This window comes from Pseudomonas sp. zjy_15, assembly GCF_043101865.1.
Lineage (GTDB): Bacteria > Pseudomonadota > Gammaproteobacteria > Pseudomonadales > Pseudomonadaceae > Aquipseudomonas > Aquipseudomonas putida_Y.
Genome location: NZ_JBICII010000070.1, coordinates 103,040 through 123,148, shown reverse-complemented (window position 1 = coordinate 123,148; position 20,109 = coordinate 103,040). Strand labels below are relative to the sequence as shown.

General features: G+C 62.7%; 16 protein-coding genes. 7 read left to right on the top strand and 9 right to left on the bottom strand.

Annotated elements, in window-relative coordinates; genetic code table 11:
* Position 1: 1 nt before the first annotated feature.
* The 8 genes from ACF8EF_RS13840 to edd all read right to left on the bottom strand — a co-directional run bounded on the left by ACF8EF_RS13840 (position 2) and on the right by edd (position 9,770).
* Complete coding sequence (locus ACF8EF_RS13840; protein ID WP_103470107.1) at positions 2-847, bottom strand: carbohydrate ABC transporter permease; 846 nt, start codon at positions 845-847, stop codon at positions 2-4.
* The gene (locus tag ACF8EF_RS13835; protein WP_021781907.1) at positions 840-1,748 is read right to left on the bottom strand and encodes a carbohydrate ABC transporter permease; all 909 of its coding nucleotides are present in this window, start codon (positions 1,746-1,748) and stop codon (positions 840-842) included. The genes ACF8EF_RS13840 and ACF8EF_RS13835 overlap by 8 nt, the downstream gene beginning before the upstream one ends.
* Positions 1,749-1,881: 133 nt before the next feature.
* Positions 1,882-3,168 carry an ABC transporter substrate-binding protein gene (locus ACF8EF_RS13830; RefSeq protein WP_392461964.1) on the bottom strand — a complete coding sequence of 429 codons (1,287 nt, stop codon included), beginning with the start codon at positions 3,166-3,168 and terminating at the stop codon, positions 1,882-1,884.
* Positions 3,169-3,272: 104 nt separating this feature from the next.
* On the bottom strand, positions 3,273-4,523 hold the full coding sequence (locus ACF8EF_RS13825) for an AGE family epimerase/isomerase (RefSeq protein WP_392461962.1): 1,251 nt from the start codon (positions 4,521-4,523) through the stop codon (positions 3,273-3,275).
* Between the two features lie 225 nt (positions 4,524-4,748).
* Entirely contained in the window at positions 4,749-6,203 is a 1,455-nt protein-coding gene (locus ACF8EF_RS13820) for an ATP-binding protein (RefSeq protein WP_176683702.1), read from the bottom strand.
* On the bottom strand, positions 6,184-6,909 hold the full coding sequence (gene gltR / locus ACF8EF_RS13815; RefSeq protein ID WP_176683703.1) for a two-component system response regulator GltR: 726 nt from the start codon (positions 6,907-6,909) through the stop codon (positions 6,184-6,186). The genes ACF8EF_RS13820 and gltR overlap by 20 nt, the downstream gene beginning before the upstream one ends.
* 78 nt (positions 6,910-6,987) lie before the next feature.
* Positions 6,988-7,947, bottom strand: a complete 960-nt coding sequence (locus ACF8EF_RS13810) for a glucokinase (protein ID WP_276217227.1) — start codon at positions 7,945-7,947, stop codon at positions 6,988-6,990.
* A complete protein-coding gene (gene edd / locus ACF8EF_RS13805; protein ID WP_176683705.1) occupies positions 7,944-9,770 on the bottom strand; it encodes a phosphogluconate dehydratase in 1,827 nt (608 codons plus the stop codon). Before edd ends, ACF8EF_RS13810 begins: the two co-directional genes overlap by 4 nt.
* Positions 9,771-10,034: 264 nt before the next feature.
* On the opposite strand from edd, the gene gap reads away from it, so the two are divergent.
* The 6 genes from gap to ACF8EF_RS13775 all read left to right on the top strand — a co-directional run bounded on the left by gap (position 10,035) and on the right by ACF8EF_RS13775 (position 16,819).
* Complete coding sequence (gene gap, locus ACF8EF_RS13800) at positions 10,035-11,036, top strand: type I glyceraldehyde-3-phosphate dehydrogenase (RefSeq protein ID WP_014589858.1); 1,002 nt, start codon at positions 10,035-10,037, stop codon at positions 11,034-11,036.
* Positions 11,037-11,278: 242 nt separating this feature from the next.
* Entirely contained in the window at positions 11,279-11,791 is a 513-nt protein-coding gene (locus tag ACF8EF_RS13795) for an RNA polymerase sigma factor (protein WP_021781899.1), read from the top strand.
* 88 nt (positions 11,792-11,879) lie between these two features.
* Positions 11,880-12,842, top strand: coding sequence for a FecR domain-containing protein (locus ACF8EF_RS13790; protein WP_176683707.1), 963 nt, complete (start codon positions 11,880-11,882; stop codon positions 12,840-12,842).
* Positions 12,843-12,968: 126 nt separating this feature from the next.
* Positions 12,969-15,557 carry a TonB-dependent receptor gene (locus ACF8EF_RS13785; RefSeq protein ID WP_176683708.1) on the top strand — a complete coding sequence of 863 codons (2,589 nt, stop codon included), beginning with the start codon at positions 12,969-12,971 and terminating at the stop codon, positions 15,555-15,557.
* A 200-nt stretch (positions 15,558-15,757) separates the two neighbouring features.
* Entirely contained in the window at positions 15,758-16,351 is a 594-nt protein-coding gene (locus tag ACF8EF_RS13780; RefSeq protein WP_392461960.1) for a biliverdin-producing heme oxygenase, read from the top strand.
* A 54-nt stretch (positions 16,352-16,405) separates the two neighbouring features.
* On the top strand, positions 16,406-16,819 hold the full coding sequence (locus ACF8EF_RS13775; protein WP_021781895.1) for a YbaN family protein: 414 nt from the start codon (positions 16,406-16,408) through the stop codon (positions 16,817-16,819).
* Here ACF8EF_RS13775 and arcD (ACF8EF_RS13770) read toward each other — a convergent pair.
* Positions 16,799-18,226 (bottom strand): arginine-ornithine antiporter, encoded by a 1,428-nt coding sequence (arcD, locus tag ACF8EF_RS13770; RefSeq protein WP_021781894.1) that lies wholly within the window; start codon positions 18,224-18,226, stop codon positions 16,799-16,801. The genes ACF8EF_RS13775 and arcD (ACF8EF_RS13770) overlap by 21 nt on opposite strands.
* 435 nt (positions 18,227-18,661) lie before the next feature.
* On the opposite strand from arcD (ACF8EF_RS13770), the gene arcD (ACF8EF_RS13765) reads away from it, so the two are divergent.
* The gene (gene arcD, locus ACF8EF_RS13765; protein WP_176683711.1) at positions 18,662-20,089 is read left to right on the top strand and encodes an arginine-ornithine antiporter; all 1,428 of its coding nucleotides are present in this window, start codon (positions 18,662-18,664) and stop codon (positions 20,087-20,089) included.
* Positions 20,090-20,109: the final 20 nt, after the last annotated feature.

Genomic DNA, 20,109 nt, shown 5'->3' with positions numbered 1-20,109 from the left:
CTTACCCCTTGACCGCGCCGGCCGTCAGCCCGCGCACGAAATATTTGCCTGCCACCACATAGACCAGCAGGGTTGGCAGGCCAGCGATCATCGCTGCCGCCATGTCGACGTTGTATTCCTTGGCCCCGGTGCTGGTATTGACCAGATTGTTCAGGGCTACGGTGATCGGTTGCGAATCGCCGCTGGAGAACACCACGCCGAACAGGAAGTCGTTCCAGATCTGGGTGAACTGCCAGATCAGGCAGACCATGATGATCGGCGTGGACATCGGCAGGATGATGCGGCGGAAGATGGTGAAGAACCCGGCACCGTCCAACCGTGCGGCTTTGACCAGCGCGTCGGGGATACTCACGTAGAAGTTGCGGAAGAACAGCGTGGTGAAGGCCAGGCCGTAGACCACATGCACCAGCACCAGGCCGCTGGTGGTGCTGGCCAGGCCAAGCTTGCCGAGGGTGAACGAGGCCGGCAGCAGCACGGTCTGGAACGGCAGGAAGCAGCCGAACAGCAGCAGGCCGAAGAACAGTTGCGAACCCCGAAAGCGCCACATCGACAGCACATAGCCGTTCAGTGCACCAATAGCGGTGGAGATCAACACCGCTGGCACGGTGATCATGATCGAGTTCCAGAAGTAACCGCTGACCGCTGCCCAGGCCTTGGCCCAGCCTATGCCGGTAATCACCGCAGGCCAGCTCAGCAGGTTGCCGGTGCTGATGTCTTCGGGGGTCTTGAAGCTGGTCAGCAGCATCACCACCAGCGGCACCAGATACAGCAGCACGGCGATCAGCAACACGGCATGGATGGCCATACGGCTGAGGCTGAGCACCGGCTTGTCGACAGGACTATGCATGGCGTTTGCTCCGCAGCTCCGAGTACAGGTAAGGCACGAGGATCGCCAGGATCGCCCCGAGCATGAGGATGGCGCTGGCCGAGCCTATGCCCATCTGGCCGCGGCTGAAGGTGAACGAATACATGAACATTGCAGGCAGGTCGGACGAGTAACCCGGGCCGCCGGCCGTCATTGCCGCCACCAGGTCGAAGCTCTTGATGGCAATGTGCGAAAGGATCATCAGCGCGCTGAAGAACACTGGGCGCAGGCTGGGCAGCACTACAGTCCAGTAGATGCGCGGCAAGCTGGCACCGTCGATCTGTGCGGCGCGGATGATCGATTGGTCAACGCCGCGCAGGCCGGCGAGGAACATCGCCATGATAAAGCCCGAGGCCTGCCACACGGCGGCGATCACCAGGCAGTACACGACCCGGTCAGGGTCGATCAGCCAGTCCAGGCGAAAACCCTCCCAGCCCCAGTCACGCAACAGCTTGTCCAGGCCCATGCCGGGGTTGAGCAGCCATTTCCACGCAGTGCCGGTGACGATCATCGACAACGCCATGGGGTACAGGTAAATGGTGCGAATGAAGCCCTCACGGCGGATGCGCTGGTCCAGCAGCACCGCCAGCAACACACCGATGGCCAGGCTGATGGCAATGAACAGGCCGCCGAACAGAAGCAGGTTCTTGCTCGCCACCCACCAGCGGTCGTTGTCGAACAGACGGGCGTATTGCGCAAGGCCCGCCCACTTGTAGGTGGGCAGAAAGGTCGAGGTGGTGAAGGACAGCACGAAGGTCCAGAGGATGTAGCCGTAGAAGCCCACCAGGACGATGAACATGCTGGGTGCCAGCACCAGCTTGGGCAGCCAGCGCTGAAGCGCGTCCAGGGGGGAGGCCCGCAGTTGGGCTGTGGTTGTGCTCATGTATTGAATCCCGAGGTAGTGGCGGTGCTACGCACCGCTTCGCGGGCAAGCCCGCTCCCACAGGTCCGGCGTCATGACCAGGAACTGTGGTGAGCAGGGCCCATGTGGGAGCGGGCGTGCCCGCGAACAGCCGTTACTGGGCAGCCTTGATCGCCGCCGCCAGCTTCTTCGCCGCATCGGCCGGGTCGGCCTTGGGGTCGTTGATGTAGTTGGTCACCACATCGAAGAACGCGCCCTGCACGGCCAGCGTGGTGGCCATGTTGTGCGCCATGCTCGGTTGCAGGCCGCCAGTTTTGGCGTCGGCCAGGAAGTCCTTGGCAGAGGTTTGAGCACAGGCATCGAAACCATACTTGCCCATGTCGGCAAGCATGTCGTTGCGTACCGGGATCGAGCCCTTGTTGATGCTGAAGACCTTCTGGAAATCCTCACCCAGCACCTTGCGGGCGATGTCCTGCTGGCCAGCAGAGGTGCCAGCGTTGTTCTGCTTGAACACCACCAGCGAGTCGATGTTGTACAGGAAAGCCTTGTCGGTGCCGGGGAACGGCACGCACTGGTAATCCTTGCCGGCGGTTTTCTTCGCCAGGGTCCATTCGCTCTTGGCCCAGTCGCCCATGATCTGCATGCCGGCCTTGCCGTTGATGACCTTGGCGGCTTCCAGATTCCAGTCCTGGCCCTTGCCGTCCGGGTCCATGTAGGTGGCGACCTTCTTCAGCTCGGTCAACGCCTTGACCATGTCCGGGCCGGTCAGGGCCGTGTTGTCGAGGTCGACCAAGGCCTTCTTGTAGCCATCGACGCCCATCACCGACAGCACCACGCTTTCGAACACGGTGCTGTCCTGCCAGGGTTGGCCACCATGGGCGAGCGGGATGAAACCGGCAGCCTTGAGCTTGTCGGCGGCGGCGTAGAATTCGTCGAGGGTGGCGGGCGCCTTGTCGATGCCGGCCTTCTTGAACACTTCGGGGTTGATCCACAGCCAGTTGATGCGGTGGATGTTCACCGGTACGGCAACGTAGTCACCGTCGTACTTCACGGTGTCGGCCACTTTCTTGTCGAGCAGCGAGTCCCACTTTTCGTCCTTGGCCACATCCTTGAGCACATCGGTGTCGAGCAAGCCGGTGGCCGCCCAGTCCTGGATGTCGGGACCTTTGATCTGCGCGACACCGGGCGGGTTGCCTGCGACGGCGCGGCTCTTCAGCACGGTCATGGCCGTGGCACCACCGCCACCGGCGACGGCGCCGTCCTTCCAGATGAAGCCGTCTTTTTCGACCTGGGCCTTGAGCACATCGACCGCCGCTTTTTCACCACCGGAGGTCCACCAGTGCACCACTTCGACGCTGCCTTTGGCGTCAGCAGCCTGGGCACCCAGGGGGATCAAGGAGGCAAAGGAAATTGCGGCAGCGAAACGGAGCGTGGAATTCATCGAGGCACCTTTCTTGTTGTTATGCCGTGCAAGTCGATCGCTTGCGTTGCATGAAGTCTAAACAGCGCGCTCGCCTCGTCAGGTAACGAAGCGATGCGTGAATGTCATCGTTTGGTTACATTGCCGCCCAGGTTACTGGCCAGACTGGGTGCCAGGGGCAAACCTGGCAACAACAGCGCCTGGTAGGCGTGATAGAGGTCGGGCTTGCCCGGCCAGAGGGTACCGGCCGGCTGGTTGTGCGCATCGAGTTCGTGGTGCCAGCTGCCGCGAATGGGGTCAATGAAATGATTGGCGATAAAGCCCCAGCAGCAGCGGTACCACTGTTCGTAATGCGCCTCGCCGGTGCGTTGCAACAGGGCTGCCGCAGCGGCGCAGGCCTCGGCGTGCACCCAGTGCAGTCGTGCATGCACCACCGGGCGATCAGCCCAGTCCAGGGTGTAGACGAAACCCGGTTCGCCATCGACGTTCCAAGCCTGTTGGCAGGCTGTGTCGAACAATGCGCGGGCACTGTCCGGCAACCATTGCGGGGCGCACAAGCCGGCCCGTTCAAGGCTGGCTTCCAGGTGCAGCAGCAACCGCGCCCACTCCAGGGCATGCCCGGGTGTAGTGCCATAAGGCCGGAAGGGGTCGGCGGGGTGTTCGAGGTTGTAATCCGGCAGCGGTTGCCAATGGGCATCGAAATGTTCGATCACCCGATAACCGTTGGCGGCAGCATGGCCATGGATGATGCGTTCGGCAACTCGCAGGGCGCGTTGCAGCCACAGGCCGTTGCCGGTGGCATCTGCCAAGGCCAGAAAGGCCTCGGTCGCGTGCATGTTGCTGTTGGCGCCCCGGTACGGCTCGGGGAGCTGCCAGGCGTGGGAGAAGGCTTCCCGCAGGGCACCTTCTTCTTCGCTCCAGAAATGCGCTTCGATCACCTGGATTGCGTCTGCCAATAGCGTATTGGCGTCGACAACGCCGGCCACCACCGCCGAGCTGGCGGCCAGCGCGACGAAGGCATGCAGGTACGCCGCCTTGCCGCTATCGTCGTGGCCGCCAGGGTGGGCGAACCAACCGCCGTGGGTGGCATCCTGCATGGCACCGCGCAGTGCTGCCACACCGTGCTCGGCATAGGCCAGGCTGCCAGGAATGCCCTGCAGGTGGGCCAAGGCGAAGCAATGGGTCATGCGGGCGGTGTTCATGGTTTCGGCACGGGCACCAAGGGCGAGTTGCCCGTTGGCATCCAGATTGCCGAAACCGTCGGGTAGTTTCGCGGCCTTGGCAAAGGCCAGCAGGCGCTGTGCTTCGGCCAAGCGCCAGGCGTTGTGGGCCGGGGCATTGAGCCAGCTGTCAGCGGACAGGTTGAGGGAGGTCATGGGCCAGCTTGATCCTTGCCAGTCATTTGCGAATTCTAGCCAGAGGGGTCATGGCGGATGTCACGAAGGACGGCGGGATTGTCACCGGGCGGTGACATTTCGCCTGCCTGTATTGGCCTCTTCGCGGGCGCCCGCTCCCACAAAGACCGCACAGCCTTCCAAGTTTACGCTGTACCTGTGGGAGCGGGCTTGCCCGCGAAGAGGCCCGCACAGCCCCCCAAAAACTCAATCCATACCCCGCGGCAGATAGAGGGTCACCCGCAGCCCACCCTCGCGCAGATTCAGTAAGCTCACCTCGCCCCCATGGCTATGGGCGATGTTGCGCGCAATGCCCAACCCCAGCCCATACCCCTGCTGCTGCCCGGCCAGACGGAAATGCGGCTCGAACACCTGTTCCAGCTGCTGCTGCGGCACCCCGGGCCCCTGGTCATCCACCTGCAGCACAAAGCCTTCTGCCCCGTCGATGATGCGCAGCCGCGCCCGTTCGCCGTACTTGATGGCGTTGTCGATCAGGTTGCCGATGCAGCGACGCAATGCCAGCGGCTTGCCCGGGTAAGGCGCCAGCGCCTGGCCCTCGACGGTGATGCGACCATCGCCCAGGTAAGGCTCGGCCAGAATCTCCAGCACCTGGTTGAGGTCGACCGGCTCGATGTTTTCGTGGATGTCGGTGTCCTTTACGCACTGCAAGGCGCCTTTGACCAGCAACTCCAGCTCGTCCAGGTCCTGGCTGAACTTGGCCTGCAGGCGCTCGTCCTCCAGCAGTTCGACACGCAGGCGCAAGCGGGTGATTGGCGTGCGCAGGTCGTGGGAAATGGCGCTGAACAACTGGCTGCGTTCGGTCAGGTAGCGGCTGATTCGCTCACGCATGCTGTTGAACGCCCGGCTAACCTCGACCACTTCACTGCCACCCGCTTCAGCCAACGGCGCCACATCGGCGCCCAGCGACATTTCCCGCGCGGCCCGCGCCAGCCGTTTGAGCGGCCAGCTTTGCCAATGCACCAGCAAGCCGATGAACAGCAGCAGCAAGGTTGTGGTGAGCACGATGAAACCGATCTGCTGCCGTGGCAGGCGTTCGGCCTCCAGGCTGGTATAGGGTTCGGGCAGCAGCGAGGCGATGTACAACCACTCACCCTCACCCAAGCGGATCTGCGTCACCAATACCGGCGGGTTGAGTGGCTCCAGGGTCAGCGAGTAATGCGCCCAGGAGCGGGGCAGCTCGTCGAGCTTCAGGCCACTGTTGAAGATACGCAGGTCGTCGGGGGCGACGAACGCCACGGAAACTTCCATCTGCGAACCCAGGCGCTCGTGCAGCACCTGCTGGAACACATCGATCACTGCCTGCTTGCGTGGGGTGACAGGCAGTACCGGCATGTCCAGCGGCCTGGCATTGAGTGACACGAAAAAACGTGTGCCACCCATGCTGCGCAACTGGTCGAGCACCATGGGCCGATAGGCGACCGGCAGCGAGCGGAAGTAACTGACACTCGCGCTCATCGAATGGGCCAGGCTGCTGGCGCTGGCACGCAGGCCCTGCAACTGGCTGGCACGCAACTGGGCAACCCAGATGATGCTCGACAAGCCCTGGGCCAGCAGCACCACCATCAGGGTCAGCAGCAGCATGCGCCCCAGCAAGGAGCGTGGCAGCAGGCGCCAGCGCCGCTCAGGGAGCACTGCAGACATGCGCCGCCAACAAGTAGCCACTGCCACGCACCGTACGGATCAGCCGAGGGGGCTTGTCGGTATCGCGCAGGCGCTGGCGCAGACGGCTGACGGCCATGTCGACGATACGGTCCAGCGGCATCGGTTCGCGGCCACGGGTGGCGTTGCCGATGGTGTCGCGGTCGAGAATCTGCTGCGGATGGTCGAGGAACAGCTTGAGCAGGGCGAAGTCGGCACCGGAAAGAATCACCTCTTCACCGTCGTGGTGGAACAGGCGGTGGCTGACCGTGTCCAGGCGCCAATCGTCGAAGGCGAGCACCGCACTGCCCGGCGCGGCGTGGCCGAATTCAGCGCGGCGCAGCAGGGCCTTGATTCGTGCTTGCAGTTCGCGGGGGCTGAACGGCTTGCCCAGATAATCGTCAGCGCCCAGTTCCAGTCCGATGACCCGGTCGGCCTCGTCGGAGCTGGCGGTGAGCATGATGATAGGTACGCGCGCCTGGCGTGGGTGCTGGCGTACCCAGCGACACAAGCTGAAGCCATCTTCGTCGGGCAACATGACATCAAGAATGACCAGGTCGCAGGGCGTGGTTTCCAGCGCACGGCGAAAGCCCTTGCCGTCAGCCTCGGCATGCACCTGGAAGCCGGAGCGGCTCAGGTAGGTTTGCAGCAGTTCACGGATTTCCTGGTCGTCGTCGACCATCAGGATCGATTTGCCGGCAGTGCTCAAGGTGGTCCTTCCTCTTGTTGATTGCAGGTCTTTTTGCCTGCTGTCGGGTGTTGCCATCGGGGCCGCCAAGTGACCCCATCAGTGATCCAACGCCTGCTGCAACGCTACCCCGGCCCCCTCCAACCCGGAAAACTCCGCCGTCACCAGCCACACCGGCACCCCGGTAAAATAGCCACTCATACACCCCTTGTCGGCAAAACTCGCAGCAAACCCGCTACGCAGGAACAGCTCGGCAAAGCGCGGAATCACACCTCCAACAATATAGACCCCGCCTCGCGCGCCCAGCGTCAGCACATTGTTACCAGCCACTCGCCCAAGGAAACGACAGAACTGCTCGACCACCGCCAGCGCCCGTGGCTCACCGCCCAGTGCCGCATCGGTGATATGCGCCGGGGTCTTGTGCCTGGGCGTGTCACCGTCCAGCGCACAGATCGCCTGGTACAGCCGCACCAGGCCACCACCACTGAGCACGGCCTCGGCGCTGACATGACCGATCTGACTGTGGATCTGCTGGTGGATTGCCGCTTCGCGAGCATTGCCCACCGGCAGGTCAACATGCCCGCCTTCACCCGGCAGGGCCTTCCAGCGCTGTTCGCCCAGACGCAGCAACGAGCCCACCCCCAGGCCAGTACCTGGGCCGATCACCAGTGCCGGCCTCGAGGGGTCGGCCTGGCCGGGGCACACCTCGCGGAACTCCCCTTCGCGCAGACGGGTCATGCCCAGCGCCATCGCGGTGAAATCATTGATCAGCAACAGTCGCTCGACCTGCAAGGTCTTGCAAAATGCCGTGCGGCTCAGGCGCCAGTGGTTGTTGGTGAAGCGGAATTCATCGCCATCGACCGGGCCGGCCACCGCCAGGCACACCGCCGCCAGGCCACCACGGGCGATACCTTGGCTTTCCAGGTAGGCCTCGATGGCCTGCTCGGGGTTGGTGTAGTCCGCGGTGGCGAAAACATTTACTTCATGCAGCTGGTTGTCACGCCACAACGCAAAACGGGCATTGGTGCCGCCAATATCACCAACCAGCAGGTGCTTCATTTGAGGTGCTCCAGGGCCGAGGTAAAGGCACTGGCGCCCTGCTCTGCCGGGCTGAACGCCATGCGCATGAAGCCGAACAGCTCGCGCCCACACCCCAGGTCGTTGCCCTGGGGCGCAGGCGGCAGCTCACGGCTGGCCAGTTCTTCAGCCGACACCATGATCCGCAACGTGCCTTCGACACCGTCGACTCGCACAATATCACCATCGCGCACCCGCGCCAGCGGGCCGCCGTCGTAAGCCTCCGGGCAAACGTGAATGGCCGCGGGGATCTTGCCCGAGGCACCGGACATGCGCCCGTCGGTAACCAGCGCAACCTTGAAGCCACGGTCCTGCAGCACACCGAGGAACGGGGTGAGCTTGTGCAGTTCCGGCATGCCATTGCAACGCGGGCCCTGGAAGCGCACCACCGCGACAAAGTCGCGCTCCAGCTCGCCGGCCTTGAACGCGTCGGCCAGCGACTGCTGGTCCTGGAACACCCGCGCCGGAGCCTCGACCACCTGGTGCTCGGGGGCGACGGCAGACACTTTCATCACGCCACGGCCCAGGTTGCCTTCCATCACCCGCAGGCCGCCCTCGGCCGAGAATGGCCGCGACACCGGGCGCAGGATGCTTTCGTCCAGGCTCTGTTGCGGCCCTTCGCGCCACACCAGCTTGCCATCGTCGAGGAAGGGTTCCTGGGTGTAGCGGCGCAGGCCATGGCCGGCTACGGTGTTGACATCTTCGTGCAGCAGGCCGGCGTCGAGCAGTTCACGAATCAGGAAGGCCATGCCGCCGGCAGCCTGGAAGTGGTTGATGTCGGCCTTGCCGTTGGGGTACACGTGCGACAGGGTCGGCACCACTTCGGAAAGGTCGGCCATGTCCTGCCAGGTCAGCTGGATACCCGCAGCCTGGGCGATCGCCGGGATGTGCAGGGTGTGGTTGGTCGAGCCGCCGGTAGCGTGCAGCGCGACGATGGAGTTGACCAGCGCCTTCTCGTCGACGATTTCGCCCAGCGGCATGAAGCTGCCGCTGGCCTTGGTCATGCGCGTCACCTGCTGCGCAGCCTCGGCGGTGAGTGCGTCACGCAGCGGCGTGTACGGGTTGACGAACGAGGCGCCCGGCAGGTGCAGCCCCATCACTTCCATCACCAACTGGTTGGTGTTGGCGGTGCCGTAGAAGGTGCAGGTGCCGGGGCTGTGGTAAGAATTCATTTCGGACTCCAACAGCTCTTCGCGGCTGGCCTTGCCTTCGGCATAGCGCTGGCGCACATCGGCCTTCTGCTTGTTGGAGATGCCGGAAACCATCGGCCCGCCCGGGACGAAGATGGTCGGCAGATGGCCGAAGCGCAGCGCGCCCATCATCAGGCCGGGGACGATCTTGTCGCAGATGCCCAGCATCAGTGCTGCGTCGAACATGTTGTGCGACAGCGCTACCGCCGTGGACATCGCGATCACTTCACGGCTGGCGATAGCCAGCTCCATACCCGGCTCGCCCTGGGTCACACCGTCGCACATGGCCGGCACGCCACCGGCAAACTGGCCGACCGAACCGACCTCGCGTAGGGCCTGCTTGATCTGCTCGGGAAAATGCAGGTACGGCTGGTGGGCAGACAACATGTCGTTGTAAGCCGAGACGATGGCCACGTTGGCCGCGTTCATCAGGCGCAGAGTCTGCTTGTCTTCGCTGCCGCAACCGGCCACGCCGTGGGCGAAGTTGGCGCACTGCAGGCTGGCACGCATGGGGCCTTCACTGGCCGCGCCACGAATCAGCTGCAGGTAACGTTCGCGGGTGGCTCGGCTGCGTTCGACCAGCCGCTGGGTGACCTCAAGGATGCGCGGATGCATGTACTGGACTCCAGGCTAATTGTAAGGGCGGTTTACCGGGCATTTCCCCTCCAAACGATTGCGGCCTAGGCTCATGGTTAGGAGCCCGCTGCATCGGTGGAGGCACGACGCCCAACCACTCGTTGTATATTTAAACAAAATACTGCCACTAAAAAGGCTTGTTTTCTATCAGCCAGTGAATAATCTTGTAATTCCAACAACAAAACCGTTTCAGTGAAGCTCCTTTGTGCCACAGGTTTCACTCGGACTGCCAGAGGTACTGCCATGACCCTTCGCATCGCCATCAATGGATTCGGCCGAATCGGGCGCAACGTCCTGCGCGCACTGTATACCCAAGGCTACCGCCAGGACCTGCAGGTCGTCGCCATCAACGACCTGGGCGACAGCACCATGAATGCCCACCTGCTCAAGTACGACAGTGTCCACGGCACCTTTGACGCAACCGTCGAGGCCGACCACGAAAGCCTGACGGTCAACGGTGACCGCATCGCGGTCAGCGCCATTCGCAATCCGGCCGAACTGCCCTGGAAGGCCGAGGCGATCGACGTGGTGTTCGAATGCACCGGGCTGTTCACCGACCGCGCCAAAGCCGCTGCGCACCTGGCCGCCGGGGCGGGCAAGGTGATTGTCTCGGCGCCGGCCAAGGGCGCCGATGCCACCGTGGTGTACGGGGTCAACCACGACATCCTGCGCGCCTCGCACCAGGTCATTTCCAATGCCTCCTGCACCACCAACTGCCTGGCGCCGATCGCCCAGGTGCTGCACCGGGAGTTCGGCATCGAGCAAGGCCTGATGACCACCATCCACGCCTACACCAACGACCAGGTGCTGACTGACGTGTACCACAGCGACCCGTACCGCGCGCGTTCAGCCACCCAGTCGATGATCCCGAGCAAGACCGGTGCCGCCGAGGCCGTGGGCCTGGTGCTGCCGGAGCTGGCCGGCAAGCTGACCGGCATGGCGGTGCGGGTGCCCGTCATCAACGTGTCGCTGGTGGACCTCACCGTCAACCTCAAGCGCGAAGCCACGGCGGAGCAGGTCAACCAGCTGTTCCTCGAGGCCAGCAAACATTCCAAGGTATTGGGCTATAACGCCCTGCCATTGGTTTCCTGCGATTTCAACCACAACCCGCTGTCGTCGATCTTCGATGCCAACCATACCCGGGCCAACGGACGGATGCTCAAGGTGCTGGCCTGGTATGACAACGAGTGGGGGTTCAGCAACCGCATGCTGGATAACTGCCTGGCGCTGCACCGGGCTGGCTGACGCGACCTGTGTGGGAGCGGCCTTGCGTCGCGATAGGGCTACAAAGCAGCCCCGGGATTTGAGCGTTGATGCGGATATCTCTGGGACCGCTTTGCGGTCCTTTCGCGACGCAAGGCCGCTCCCACAAAAAAGCGCGCTACATCCAGAGACTACAATCTTTACCTTTTCCTAACACTTCCACACTTGACCTCCGACACAGATGATAAGCATTATCATTAACCTTTCGTCGGCCAGGTCCCCCCGTGAGTCAGTCCCGGTTCAACTCCGTCTTCCTCGTGCAGCGCCTAACCCTGCTGCGTACCCTGCAGCGCATGGTCGGTAATCCCAGCACGGCCGAAGACCTGCTGCAGGAAACCTACCTGCGGGTGTCCCGCGCGCTGGGCGAGCGGCCCATCGAGCATATCGAGCCGTTCGTGTTTCAGACCGCGCGCAACCTGGCACTGGACCACCTGCGCGCACGCCGGGTGCAGGCACGCATGCTGGTCGACGACGTGCCCGACGAAGTGCTGCACAGTGTCGCCGCGCCCGCCACCAGCAGTGAGGATGCCGCCCACGCCGAGCAGTTGCTCAAGCACCTCAGCGTCAGCCTCAATCAACTGAGCGAACGCCAACAGCGCATTTTCATCCTCAGCCGCCTGCATGGCGCCACCTATCTGGAAATCGCCGAACAACTGAGTGTTTCGCCCAGCACGGTACAAAAGGAACTGAAACTGATCATGGCAATCTGCATGGGTGTTGCCGACCGACTCAAGTAAGCTGAGCGCAGGCGAACGGCGACGCAAAGCCCTTGCCACACCCCGTCTTAGCCTTGATCATTCGCAAAAAACCATTCAAGGATTCACCGTGACCGACCGCCCTGCCCCTCGCCCGTCACCTGCCCGGCTTAGCGCCCGAGCTCGTGCCATGGATGAGGCGCTGGACTGGCTGGTGCGCCTGCAATGCGCAGATGCCGCAGACACCCAGGCCTTTGAAGCCTGGCTGAGCGCCGCGCCAGAAAACGCCGAGGCCTATGTCGAAGCCGAGGCGCTGTGGAACGGTACCCCGTTGCATCAGGTGGCCACACAGATGCACCAGCAGCAACGCCGCTCATGGCGCGGGCGCCTGCGCAGCCACTGGAAACCCCTGGCCACCGCAGCGCTGCTGGTGGTCGGGCTGTTCACCGTCGGTAACCTGCCCATGCGCCTGCAAGCGGACCACCTGACCGTGGTCGGCGAGCGCCAGCGCCTGCAACTGGAAGACGGCGCAAAAGTGCTGCTCAACACCAATTCGGCATTTGCCAGCGAACGCCAGGACGGCCGCCAGGTCGCCCGCCTGCTGCAGGGCGAGGCTTATTTTCAGGTTCCCGACGGCGCGCATCTGCCGCTGGAAGTGAAAGCCGGGCCTTTGCGCGCACAGGTGCGCGACACCGACTTTGCCGTGCGCTACCTTGACGGCGAGGCCCAGGTGCGGGTGCAACGCGGCGATGTCGACCTGCAGGGGGAGCGCGACCAGCGCATCCGCCTGAGTGCCGGCGACAGCATCAGCGTCGGCCCCCAGGGCTTTGGCCAACGCCAGCGCCCCGACATGCACAAGGACCTGGCCTGGATCGACGGCCGCCTGGTGTTCGAGAACTGCCCGTTGAGCCAGGTCCTGGCCGAAGTACAGCGGTACTACCCGGGCTGGATCATCAACCGCAATGCGCAGTTGGAAAACGTCGCCGTCACCGGTAACTACCGTCTCGACCAGCCGCTGGAAACCCTGCGCGCACTGGCCCACATCACCTCGGCACAACTGCATGAGTACCCGGCGCTGGTCATCCTGAACTGACCCCTGAATTATTTTTACGCGATCGCACTCGCCCGCCCGTCTCGTTATAGCCAATGCAACTGATTCTTGTTTAGAGACGAGAACAGCCATCACCTATAACAGCCCGCGCGTCTGGGAGCGCTTCCGATGTCCACTGGTCCTACCCGCTCGTCCAACCTTCCCCGCCGTACAGGACAACTGTCCCTGTTGACCCTTGCCCTGCTCGCCAGCGGTGCCTGCAGCCTGCCGGCGCTGGCCGCCGAGCCGGCACAGGCCAGCAGCCCGCGTATGGGCGACTACCGCTTCAGCATCGGCCAGCAACCGCTGGTGTCGGCGATCAACGCCTTCAGCCAGGTCACCGGCTGGCAGGTCGGCTTCAGCGCCGAGCTGGCCGACGGCGTGGCTTCGCCAGGCGTACAGGGTTCGCTGCCGCCAGATGCTGCCCTCAAGCGCCTGTTGCGGGGTACCGGGCTGAGTTTTCGCAAGATCAGCAACGGCAATGTGGTACTGGAGCGCCAAACCGCAAGCAACGTGATCGCCCTGCAGCAGGTGACCGTCAGCGCCACCCGCAGCGCACAGGACGTCAGCCAGGTGCCGAGCACTGTCAGCGTGCAGACCCGTGAGCAACTGGACCGGCAGAACGTGAACAATATCCAGGATCTGGTGCGCTACGAGCCGGGGGTGTCGGTATCCGGAACCGGCCAACGCAGCGGGCTGAACGGCTACAACATCCGGGGTATCGACGGCGAGCGGATCCTCACCCAAGTCGACGGCGTGTCGATCCCCGACAGCTTCTTCTACGGCCCCTACGCCCAGACCCAGCGCAACTATGTCGACCCGGAAATCGTCAAGCGTGTGGAAATCCTCCGCGGCCCGGCCTCGGTGTTGTATGGCAGCAACGCCATCGGCGGTGCGGTGAGCTACTTCACCCTCGACCCGGACGACATCATCAAGCCCGGCAAAGACGTGGGTGCACGCCTGAAAACCGGCTACAGCTCGGCCGACGAAAGCTGGCTGACCTCCGCCACCGTCGCCGGCCGCCAGGGTGACTTCGACGGCCTGCTGCACCTGAGCCAGCGCAACGGCCACGAGACCGAAACCCACGGCAGCCACAGTGGCGACGGCCTGTCGCGCACCGAAGCCAACCCGATGGACGTGCGCACCACCAACGTGCTGGCCAAGCTGGGCTGGAACTACGCCGACGACGCGCGCCTGGGGCTTACCTACGAGCGCTACAAGGATGACCGCGACCAGAACATCCTCAGCGCGGTGGGTGGGCCGTTCATTCCGGGCTTCGGTGGCATGAACTCGTACCGCATGCGCCAAGGCAACGACACGATCACCCGTGAACGCTTCGGTCTCAATCATGAATTCGACCTCGATAGCGTGGTCGCAGATCACGTCAAATGGAGCCTCAACTACCAGATCGCGAAGACCGACCAACGCACCGATGAGCTGTATGTCGCCTCGGGACGCCAAGTGTTTCGGGACCGGCAGACGACCTACAAGGATCGCCAGTGGGTATTCGACGCCCAATTCGACAAGGCCTTCAGCATCGGCCAAACCGATCACCTGTTCACCTACGGCACCACACTCAAACAGGAGAAAGTCACGGGTTCACGGAGCGGCACCGGCACTTGCCTGAACATCGGTGGTACCTGTACCGCCATCGGACAGGACAGCGCGCGTGACGGACAGGCCTTGGTCAGCGACTTCCCGGACCCCACCGTGAATACCTACAGCCTGTTCGCGCAGGATGAAATCCGCTGGAACAACTGGACCTTCATGCCCGGCGCGCGCTACGACTACACCCGTATGGAGCCCAAGTTCACCGAGGCATTCCTGCGTGGTCTGGAGTCCAGCGGTACGGCGCCTGCCTCCCAGGATGATTCGGACAAGAAGTGGCACCGCGTCTCGCCCAAGTTCGGCCTGACCTACGCCTTCAACGACAACTACACCTGGTACGGCCAGTATGCAGAAGGCTTCCGCACTCCGACCGCCAAAGCCATGTATGGCCGCTTCCAGAACCTGGACCAAGGCTACCGCGTGGAGGGCAACCCGGACCTTGAGCCTGAAAAGAGCAAAAGCTATGAAACCGGCCTGCGTGGCAACTTCGACGCCGGCAACTTCGACGTGGCAGTGTTCTACAACAAGTACCGTGATTTCATCGACGAAGATGCCGTGCAAAGCGCCAACCTGGAGCAGACCTTCCAGGCCAATAACATCAAGCACGCCACCATCAAGGGTGCCGAATTCAAGGGCCGCCTGAACCTCGACCACTTCGGCGCAGCGCAGGGCCTCTATGCCCAAAGCTCGATTGCCTACACCTATGGTCGTAACGATGACACCGGTCAACCGTTGAACAGTGTCAACCCGCTCAAGGGCGTATTCGGCCTGGGCTACGAGCAGCAGCACTACGGTGGCTTGCTGAGCTGGACGCTGGTCAAGCGCAAGACTCGTGTCGACGACAGTACCTTCTATTCACCTGACGGTTCCACCTCGAAGTTCCGCACCCCGGGCTACGGCGTGCTGGACCTGACCGGCTACTACAAGGTCACCGACGACGTCACCATCAACGCAGGGCTGTACAACCTGACCGACAAGAAATACTGGCAGTGGGATTCGGTGCGCAGCTACGACGGCCAGGGTGAGGCGGCTGTGACCCAGCCGGCCAACATCGACCGCCTGACCATGCCGGGGCGCAACTTCGGTATCAATGTGGTTTGGGATATCTGAGGCGTTACGTCTGTACCGGCCACTTTGCGGGCACGCCCGCGCCCACAGGTTCAACACAGGTCTTGGACCTGTGATGTTCCTGTAGGAGCGGGTTTACCCGCGAAGAGGCCGGTACTGGCAACACAAATACCGGCTTTTTTTACTGTCCCGCTTTCGCTGCTTCGTCTTGTATCTAGACCCCTCTTTCCAAGGACTGCCCCATGACCGAACGCCCAGCCCTGCGCTCCCAGCGCCTGAACCAGATCACCCACGCCCCGCACGCCGAGCTGGATGCCCTGGTCAAATCCCACGCGCCTTTTGACAGCCGCGAAAGTTTCGCCCGCTTCGTCGTCGCCCAGTACCTGTTCCAGTCCGAACTGCAGGCCCTGTACAACGACCCTCAACTGATCGCCATCGTCCCTGATCTGGCTGAGCGCTGCCGTGCCGACCAGGCCCGCCTGGACCTCGCCGACCTCGACACCGAAGTACCGACGGCGGTGCCGGGCGCCGTGGGCAAGCCGAGCCTGGGCGAGGCAATGGGCTGGATCTTCGTCTCCGAAGGCTCCAAACTGGGCGCTGCGTTTCTGATCAAGCGTGCCGTGGCCCTGGAACTGTCCGACAGCTTCGGTGCCCGTCACCTGGGCGAGCCCGTCGGTGGTCGTGCCGAAGGCTGGAAGCAGTTCACCCGCATCCTCGATGGCCTGGCGCTCTCGCCTGAAGAGGAAGCGGCTGCCGAACGCGGTGCAGTGGCCGCCTTCGAGCGTTTCACCGAGTTGCTCAAGCACGCCTACGCTGCGGATGCCGCGCTGGTCTGATACGCCGTAGCCGGCCACCCCTTCGGTGGCCGAACCGTTTTATGCAGTGAGAACATGACCCAACCAGCCCGCTCGAAACTCGCCCGCCTGTTGTATGGAATCCTGGCCTACGTGAGCCTCGGGGTGGGCCTGGTCGCCATTGTGATTCCTGGTTTGCCGACCACCGAGTTCATCCTGCTGGCCGCCTGGGCCGCCACGCGCAGTTCACCGCGCCTGTCGGCATGGCTGGAGAACCACCGGCTGTTCGGGCCAATTCTGCATAACTGGCGCAACGGCAAGGTGATTCAGCGCCGGGCCAAGGTCAGCGCAACCATCAGCATGCTGCTGTGTGCGGGCCTGATGCTGACCTTTCTGGAACACCACTGGCCGGTATTCCTGGCAATCGCCGGGATGACCTTGGGCAACCTGTGGATCTGGTCACGCCCGGAGCACGCCTGCCCTGCCCCGTCACAAGCTCAGCAGCCCTGAATACAGGGCATAGGCCGCCAGCGCGGCACCCACCAGCACGGCGGCGAAAATCAGCTTTTCCCAGGCCGTGAACAACGTCTGCCCCTGCTCATGCTTGGCCCTCGCGAACAAGATGACGCCGGGGGCGTACAGCAGCGCCGAAAGCAGCAGGTACTTGAGCCCGCCGGCATACAGCAGCCACACGGCATACAGCAGGGCAACCAGCGCCACCAACAAGTCCTTGCGCCGCAACCTCGGCTGCCCGGCATAGGTTTCTGCGCGCATCGCCAGCAGCACGGCATACGCCGCAGACCACAGATAGGGTACCAGGATCATCGACGAGGCCAGGTAGATCAGACTGGTGTACGTACCGGCCGAGAACAGCGTAATCAGCAGGAAACCCTGAATCATGCAGTTGGTCAGCCACAGGGCATTGGCCGGCACATGGTTGGCGTTTTCCTTGGCCAGAAAGCGCGGCATGGTCTTGTCCCGCGCCGTGGCGTAAAGGATCTCGGCACACAGCAGCGCCCAAGACAGCAATGCGCCAAGCAGCGAGACCGCCAGGCCGAGGCTGATCAGCAAGGCGCCCCAGGGGCCGACGATATGCTCCAGCACCGAGGCCAGTGAGGGGTTCTGCAGCCCGGCCAGTTCCGGTTGGGTCATGATGCCCAGCGACAGCACGTTGACCAACACCAGCAGCGCCAGCACACCCAGAAAACCGATGACCGTGGCCTTGCCCACGTCTGACCGACGCTGAGCGCGCCCGGAATACACGCTTGCGCCTTCTATGCCGATGAACACGAATACGGTCACCAGCATCATATTGCGCACCTGCTCCAGCACGCTGCCGAATTGTGGGTTGCTCAAACCCCAGATATCCCGGGTGAAGATATCGGCGCGGAAGGCAAATGCAGCGATCACCACGAAAATCAGCAACGGCACCACCTTGGCCACTGTGGTGACCTGGTTGATGAAGGCCGCCTCCTTGATGCCGCGCAACACCAGAAAATGTACCGACCACAACAGCAGCGAGGCACAACCGATGGCGATGGGTGTGTTGCCTTCGCCGAACACCGGGAAGTAGAAGCCCAGCGTGCTGAACAGCAGCACGAAATAACCGACGTTGCCCAGCCAGGCGCTGATCCAGTAGCCCCAGGCCGAGGAAAAGCCCATGTACTCACCAAAGCCGGCCTTGGCGTAGGCATACACCCCCGAGTCCAGTTCCGGCTTGCGGTTGGCCAGGGTCTGGAACACGAAGGCCAGGGCCAACATGCCGACCGCGGTGATCGCCCAGCCGATCAGCACGGCGCCCACATCGGCACGCGCGGCCATGTTCTGCGGCAGCGAGAAGATACCACCGCCAATCATCGACCCGACCACCAGCGCGATCAACGCGCCCAGGCGCAGCTTCTGTCCCGGTTCGCTCATGAGCCTCCCTTTTTCAAACCTTGTCATGCGTTTGAAACAGCCTTGCGGGCTATATCAATATGGTTACTTATACTGAAGCCGTACATTCAACCTCTATCACTAATAACTGCTTTGTCTATGTACCTGCTCTCTCAAAACTAGCAGCAGTCTGGCAACTGGAAAAGAAACTGATAAAACTCGAATTTCTGGTGAAAAATTTGCGAAAGCGACAAAAGCGGCTAATTTCAAGCATCGCAGGCTGAACAGAGCGTTTGCTCTAGAAGGACATGGAGGTGCCAGCATTCAAGGCCTGCAGCCCAAGCTGTCGGCACTCTCCAGGAGCACCCGTGAAGGAAATTTCCTTCCTTTACGGCGCCTTAAACTGACGCAAGTCAGCTCAAGGCAGCGGCGTCGGATCTATTCTGTCGTCAACTTTCTCCTGGCAGGAGTTGTTAAATGTCTGATTCATCCGGAAAACTAAAGCTCGGTGCGTTAGTTGCACTTGTCGTCGGCTCGATGATTGGCGGCGGTATCTTCTCGCTGCCGCAAAACATGGCCGCCAGCGCAGGGGTCGGGGCCGTGCTGATCGGCTGGGCGATCACTGCGGTCGGCATGCTGACCCTGGCCTTCGTGTTCCAGACCCTGGCCAACCGCAAGCCTGACCTGGATGGCGGGGTGTATGCCTATGCCAAGGCCGGCTTCGGCGACTACATGGGCTTTTCCTCGGCCTGGGGCTACTGGATCAGTGCCTGGCTGGGCAACGTCGGCTACTTCGTGCTGCTGTTCAGCACCCTGGGCTACTTCTTCCCGATTTTCGGTGAAGGCAATACCCCGGCCGCCATCATTGGCGCGTCGATCCTGTTGTGGGCGGTGCACTTTCTGGTACTGCGCGGCATCAAGGAAGCGGCCTTCATCAACCTGGTCACCACGGTGGCCAAAGTGGTGCCGCTGGTGCTGTTCGCCCTGATCTGCCTGTTCGCCTTCAGGCTCGACATCTTCACCGCCGATATCTGGGCCGTGGGCACGCCAGAGCTTGGCAGTGTCATGAACCAGGTGCGCAACATGATGCTGGTCACCGTGTGGGTGTTCATCGGCATCGAGGGCGCGAGCATCTTCTCGGCGCGGGCGGAAAAACGCACCGACGTGGGCAAGGCAACGGTGATCGGCTTCGTGACCGTGCTGCTGTTCCTGGTGTTGGTCAACGTGCTGTCGCTGGGCATCATGACTCAACCGGAACTGGCCAAGCTGCAGAACCCGTCGATGGCTGCCGTGCTGGAGCATGTGGTCGGCCACTGGGGGGCGGTGCTGATCAGCGTCGGCCTGGTCATCTCGCTGCTCGGGGCGCTGCTGTCGTGGGTGCTGCTGTGCGCCGAGATCATGTTCGCCGCCGCCAAGGACCACACCATGCCGGAGTTCCTGCGCCGCGAGAACGCCAAACAGGTACCGGCCAACGCCCTGTGGCTGACCAACGCCATGGTGCAGATCTTCCTGGTCATCACGCTGTTCTCAAACAGCACCTACCTGTCTCTGATCTACCTCGCCACCTCGATGATCCTGGTGCCCTACCTGTGGTCGGCAGCCTATGCGTTCCTGCTGGCATTGCGCAGCGAAACCTACGAACAGGCCCTGGCCGAACGCAAGAAGGACCTGCTCATCGGTGGTATCGCCCTGCTGTACGCCGTCTGGCTGCTGTACGCCGGTGGCGTGAAATACCTGCTGCTCTCGGCCCTGCTCTACGCACCTGGCGCGATCCTGTTCGCCAAGGCCAAGCGTGAGGTGGGCCAACCGGTCTTCACCAACGTGGAAAAACTGATCTTCGCAGCCGTGGTCATTGGCGCCCTGGTGGCAGCCTTTGGTCTGTATGACGGCTTCCTGACCCTTTGACCCACGTCTTCGATCAATTG

What these genes read in the sequence shown, in the direction of transcription:
- edd (WP_176683705.1), bottom strand. Translation starts at nt 9,770, where the DNA reads ATGCATCCGCGCATCCTTGAGGTCACCCAGCGGCTGGTCGAACGCAGC.
- ACF8EF_RS13835 (WP_021781907.1), bottom strand. Translation starts at nt 1,748, where the DNA reads ATGAGCACAACCACAGCCCAACTGCGGGCCTCCCCCCTGGACGCGCTT.
- arcD (WP_021781894.1), bottom strand. Translation starts at nt 18,226, where the DNA reads ATGAGCGAACCGGGACAGAAGCTGCGCCTGGGCGCGTTGATCGCGCTG.
- ACF8EF_RS13810 (WP_276217227.1), bottom strand. Translation starts at nt 7,947, where the DNA reads ATGAAGCACCTGCTGGTTGGTGATATTGGCGGCACCAATGCCCGTTTT.
- gap (WP_014589858.1), top strand. Translation starts at nt 10,035, where the DNA reads ATGACCCTTCGCATCGCCATCAATGGATTCGGCCGAATCGGGCGCAAC.
- ACF8EF_RS13780 (WP_392461960.1), top strand. Translation starts at nt 15,758, where the DNA reads ATGACCGAACGCCCAGCCCTGCGCTCCCAGCGCCTGAACCAGATCACC.
- ACF8EF_RS13840 (WP_103470107.1), bottom strand. Translation starts at nt 847, where the DNA reads ATGCATAGTCCTGTCGACAAGCCGGTGCTCAGCCTCAGCCGTATGGCC.
- ACF8EF_RS13825 (WP_392461962.1), bottom strand. Translation starts at nt 4,523, where the DNA reads ATGACCTCCCTCAACCTGTCCGCTGACAGCTGGCTCAATGCCCCGGCC.
- ACF8EF_RS13830 (WP_392461964.1), bottom strand. Translation starts at nt 3,168, where the DNA reads ATGAATTCCACGCTCCGTTTCGCTGCCGCAATTTCCTTTGCCTCCTTG.
- ACF8EF_RS13820 (WP_176683702.1), bottom strand. Translation starts at nt 6,203, where the DNA reads ATGTCTGCAGTGCTCCCTGAGCGGCGCTGGCGCCTGCTGCCACGCTCC.
- ACF8EF_RS13785 (WP_176683708.1), top strand. Translation starts at nt 12,969, where the DNA reads ATGTCCACTGGTCCTACCCGCTCGTCCAACCTTCCCCGCCGTACAGGA.
- arcD (WP_176683711.1), top strand. Translation starts at nt 18,662, where the DNA reads ATGTCTGATTCATCCGGAAAACTAAAGCTCGGTGCGTTAGTTGCACTT.
- ACF8EF_RS13775 (WP_021781895.1), top strand. Translation starts at nt 16,406, where the DNA reads ATGACCCAACCAGCCCGCTCGAAACTCGCCCGCCTGTTGTATGGAATC.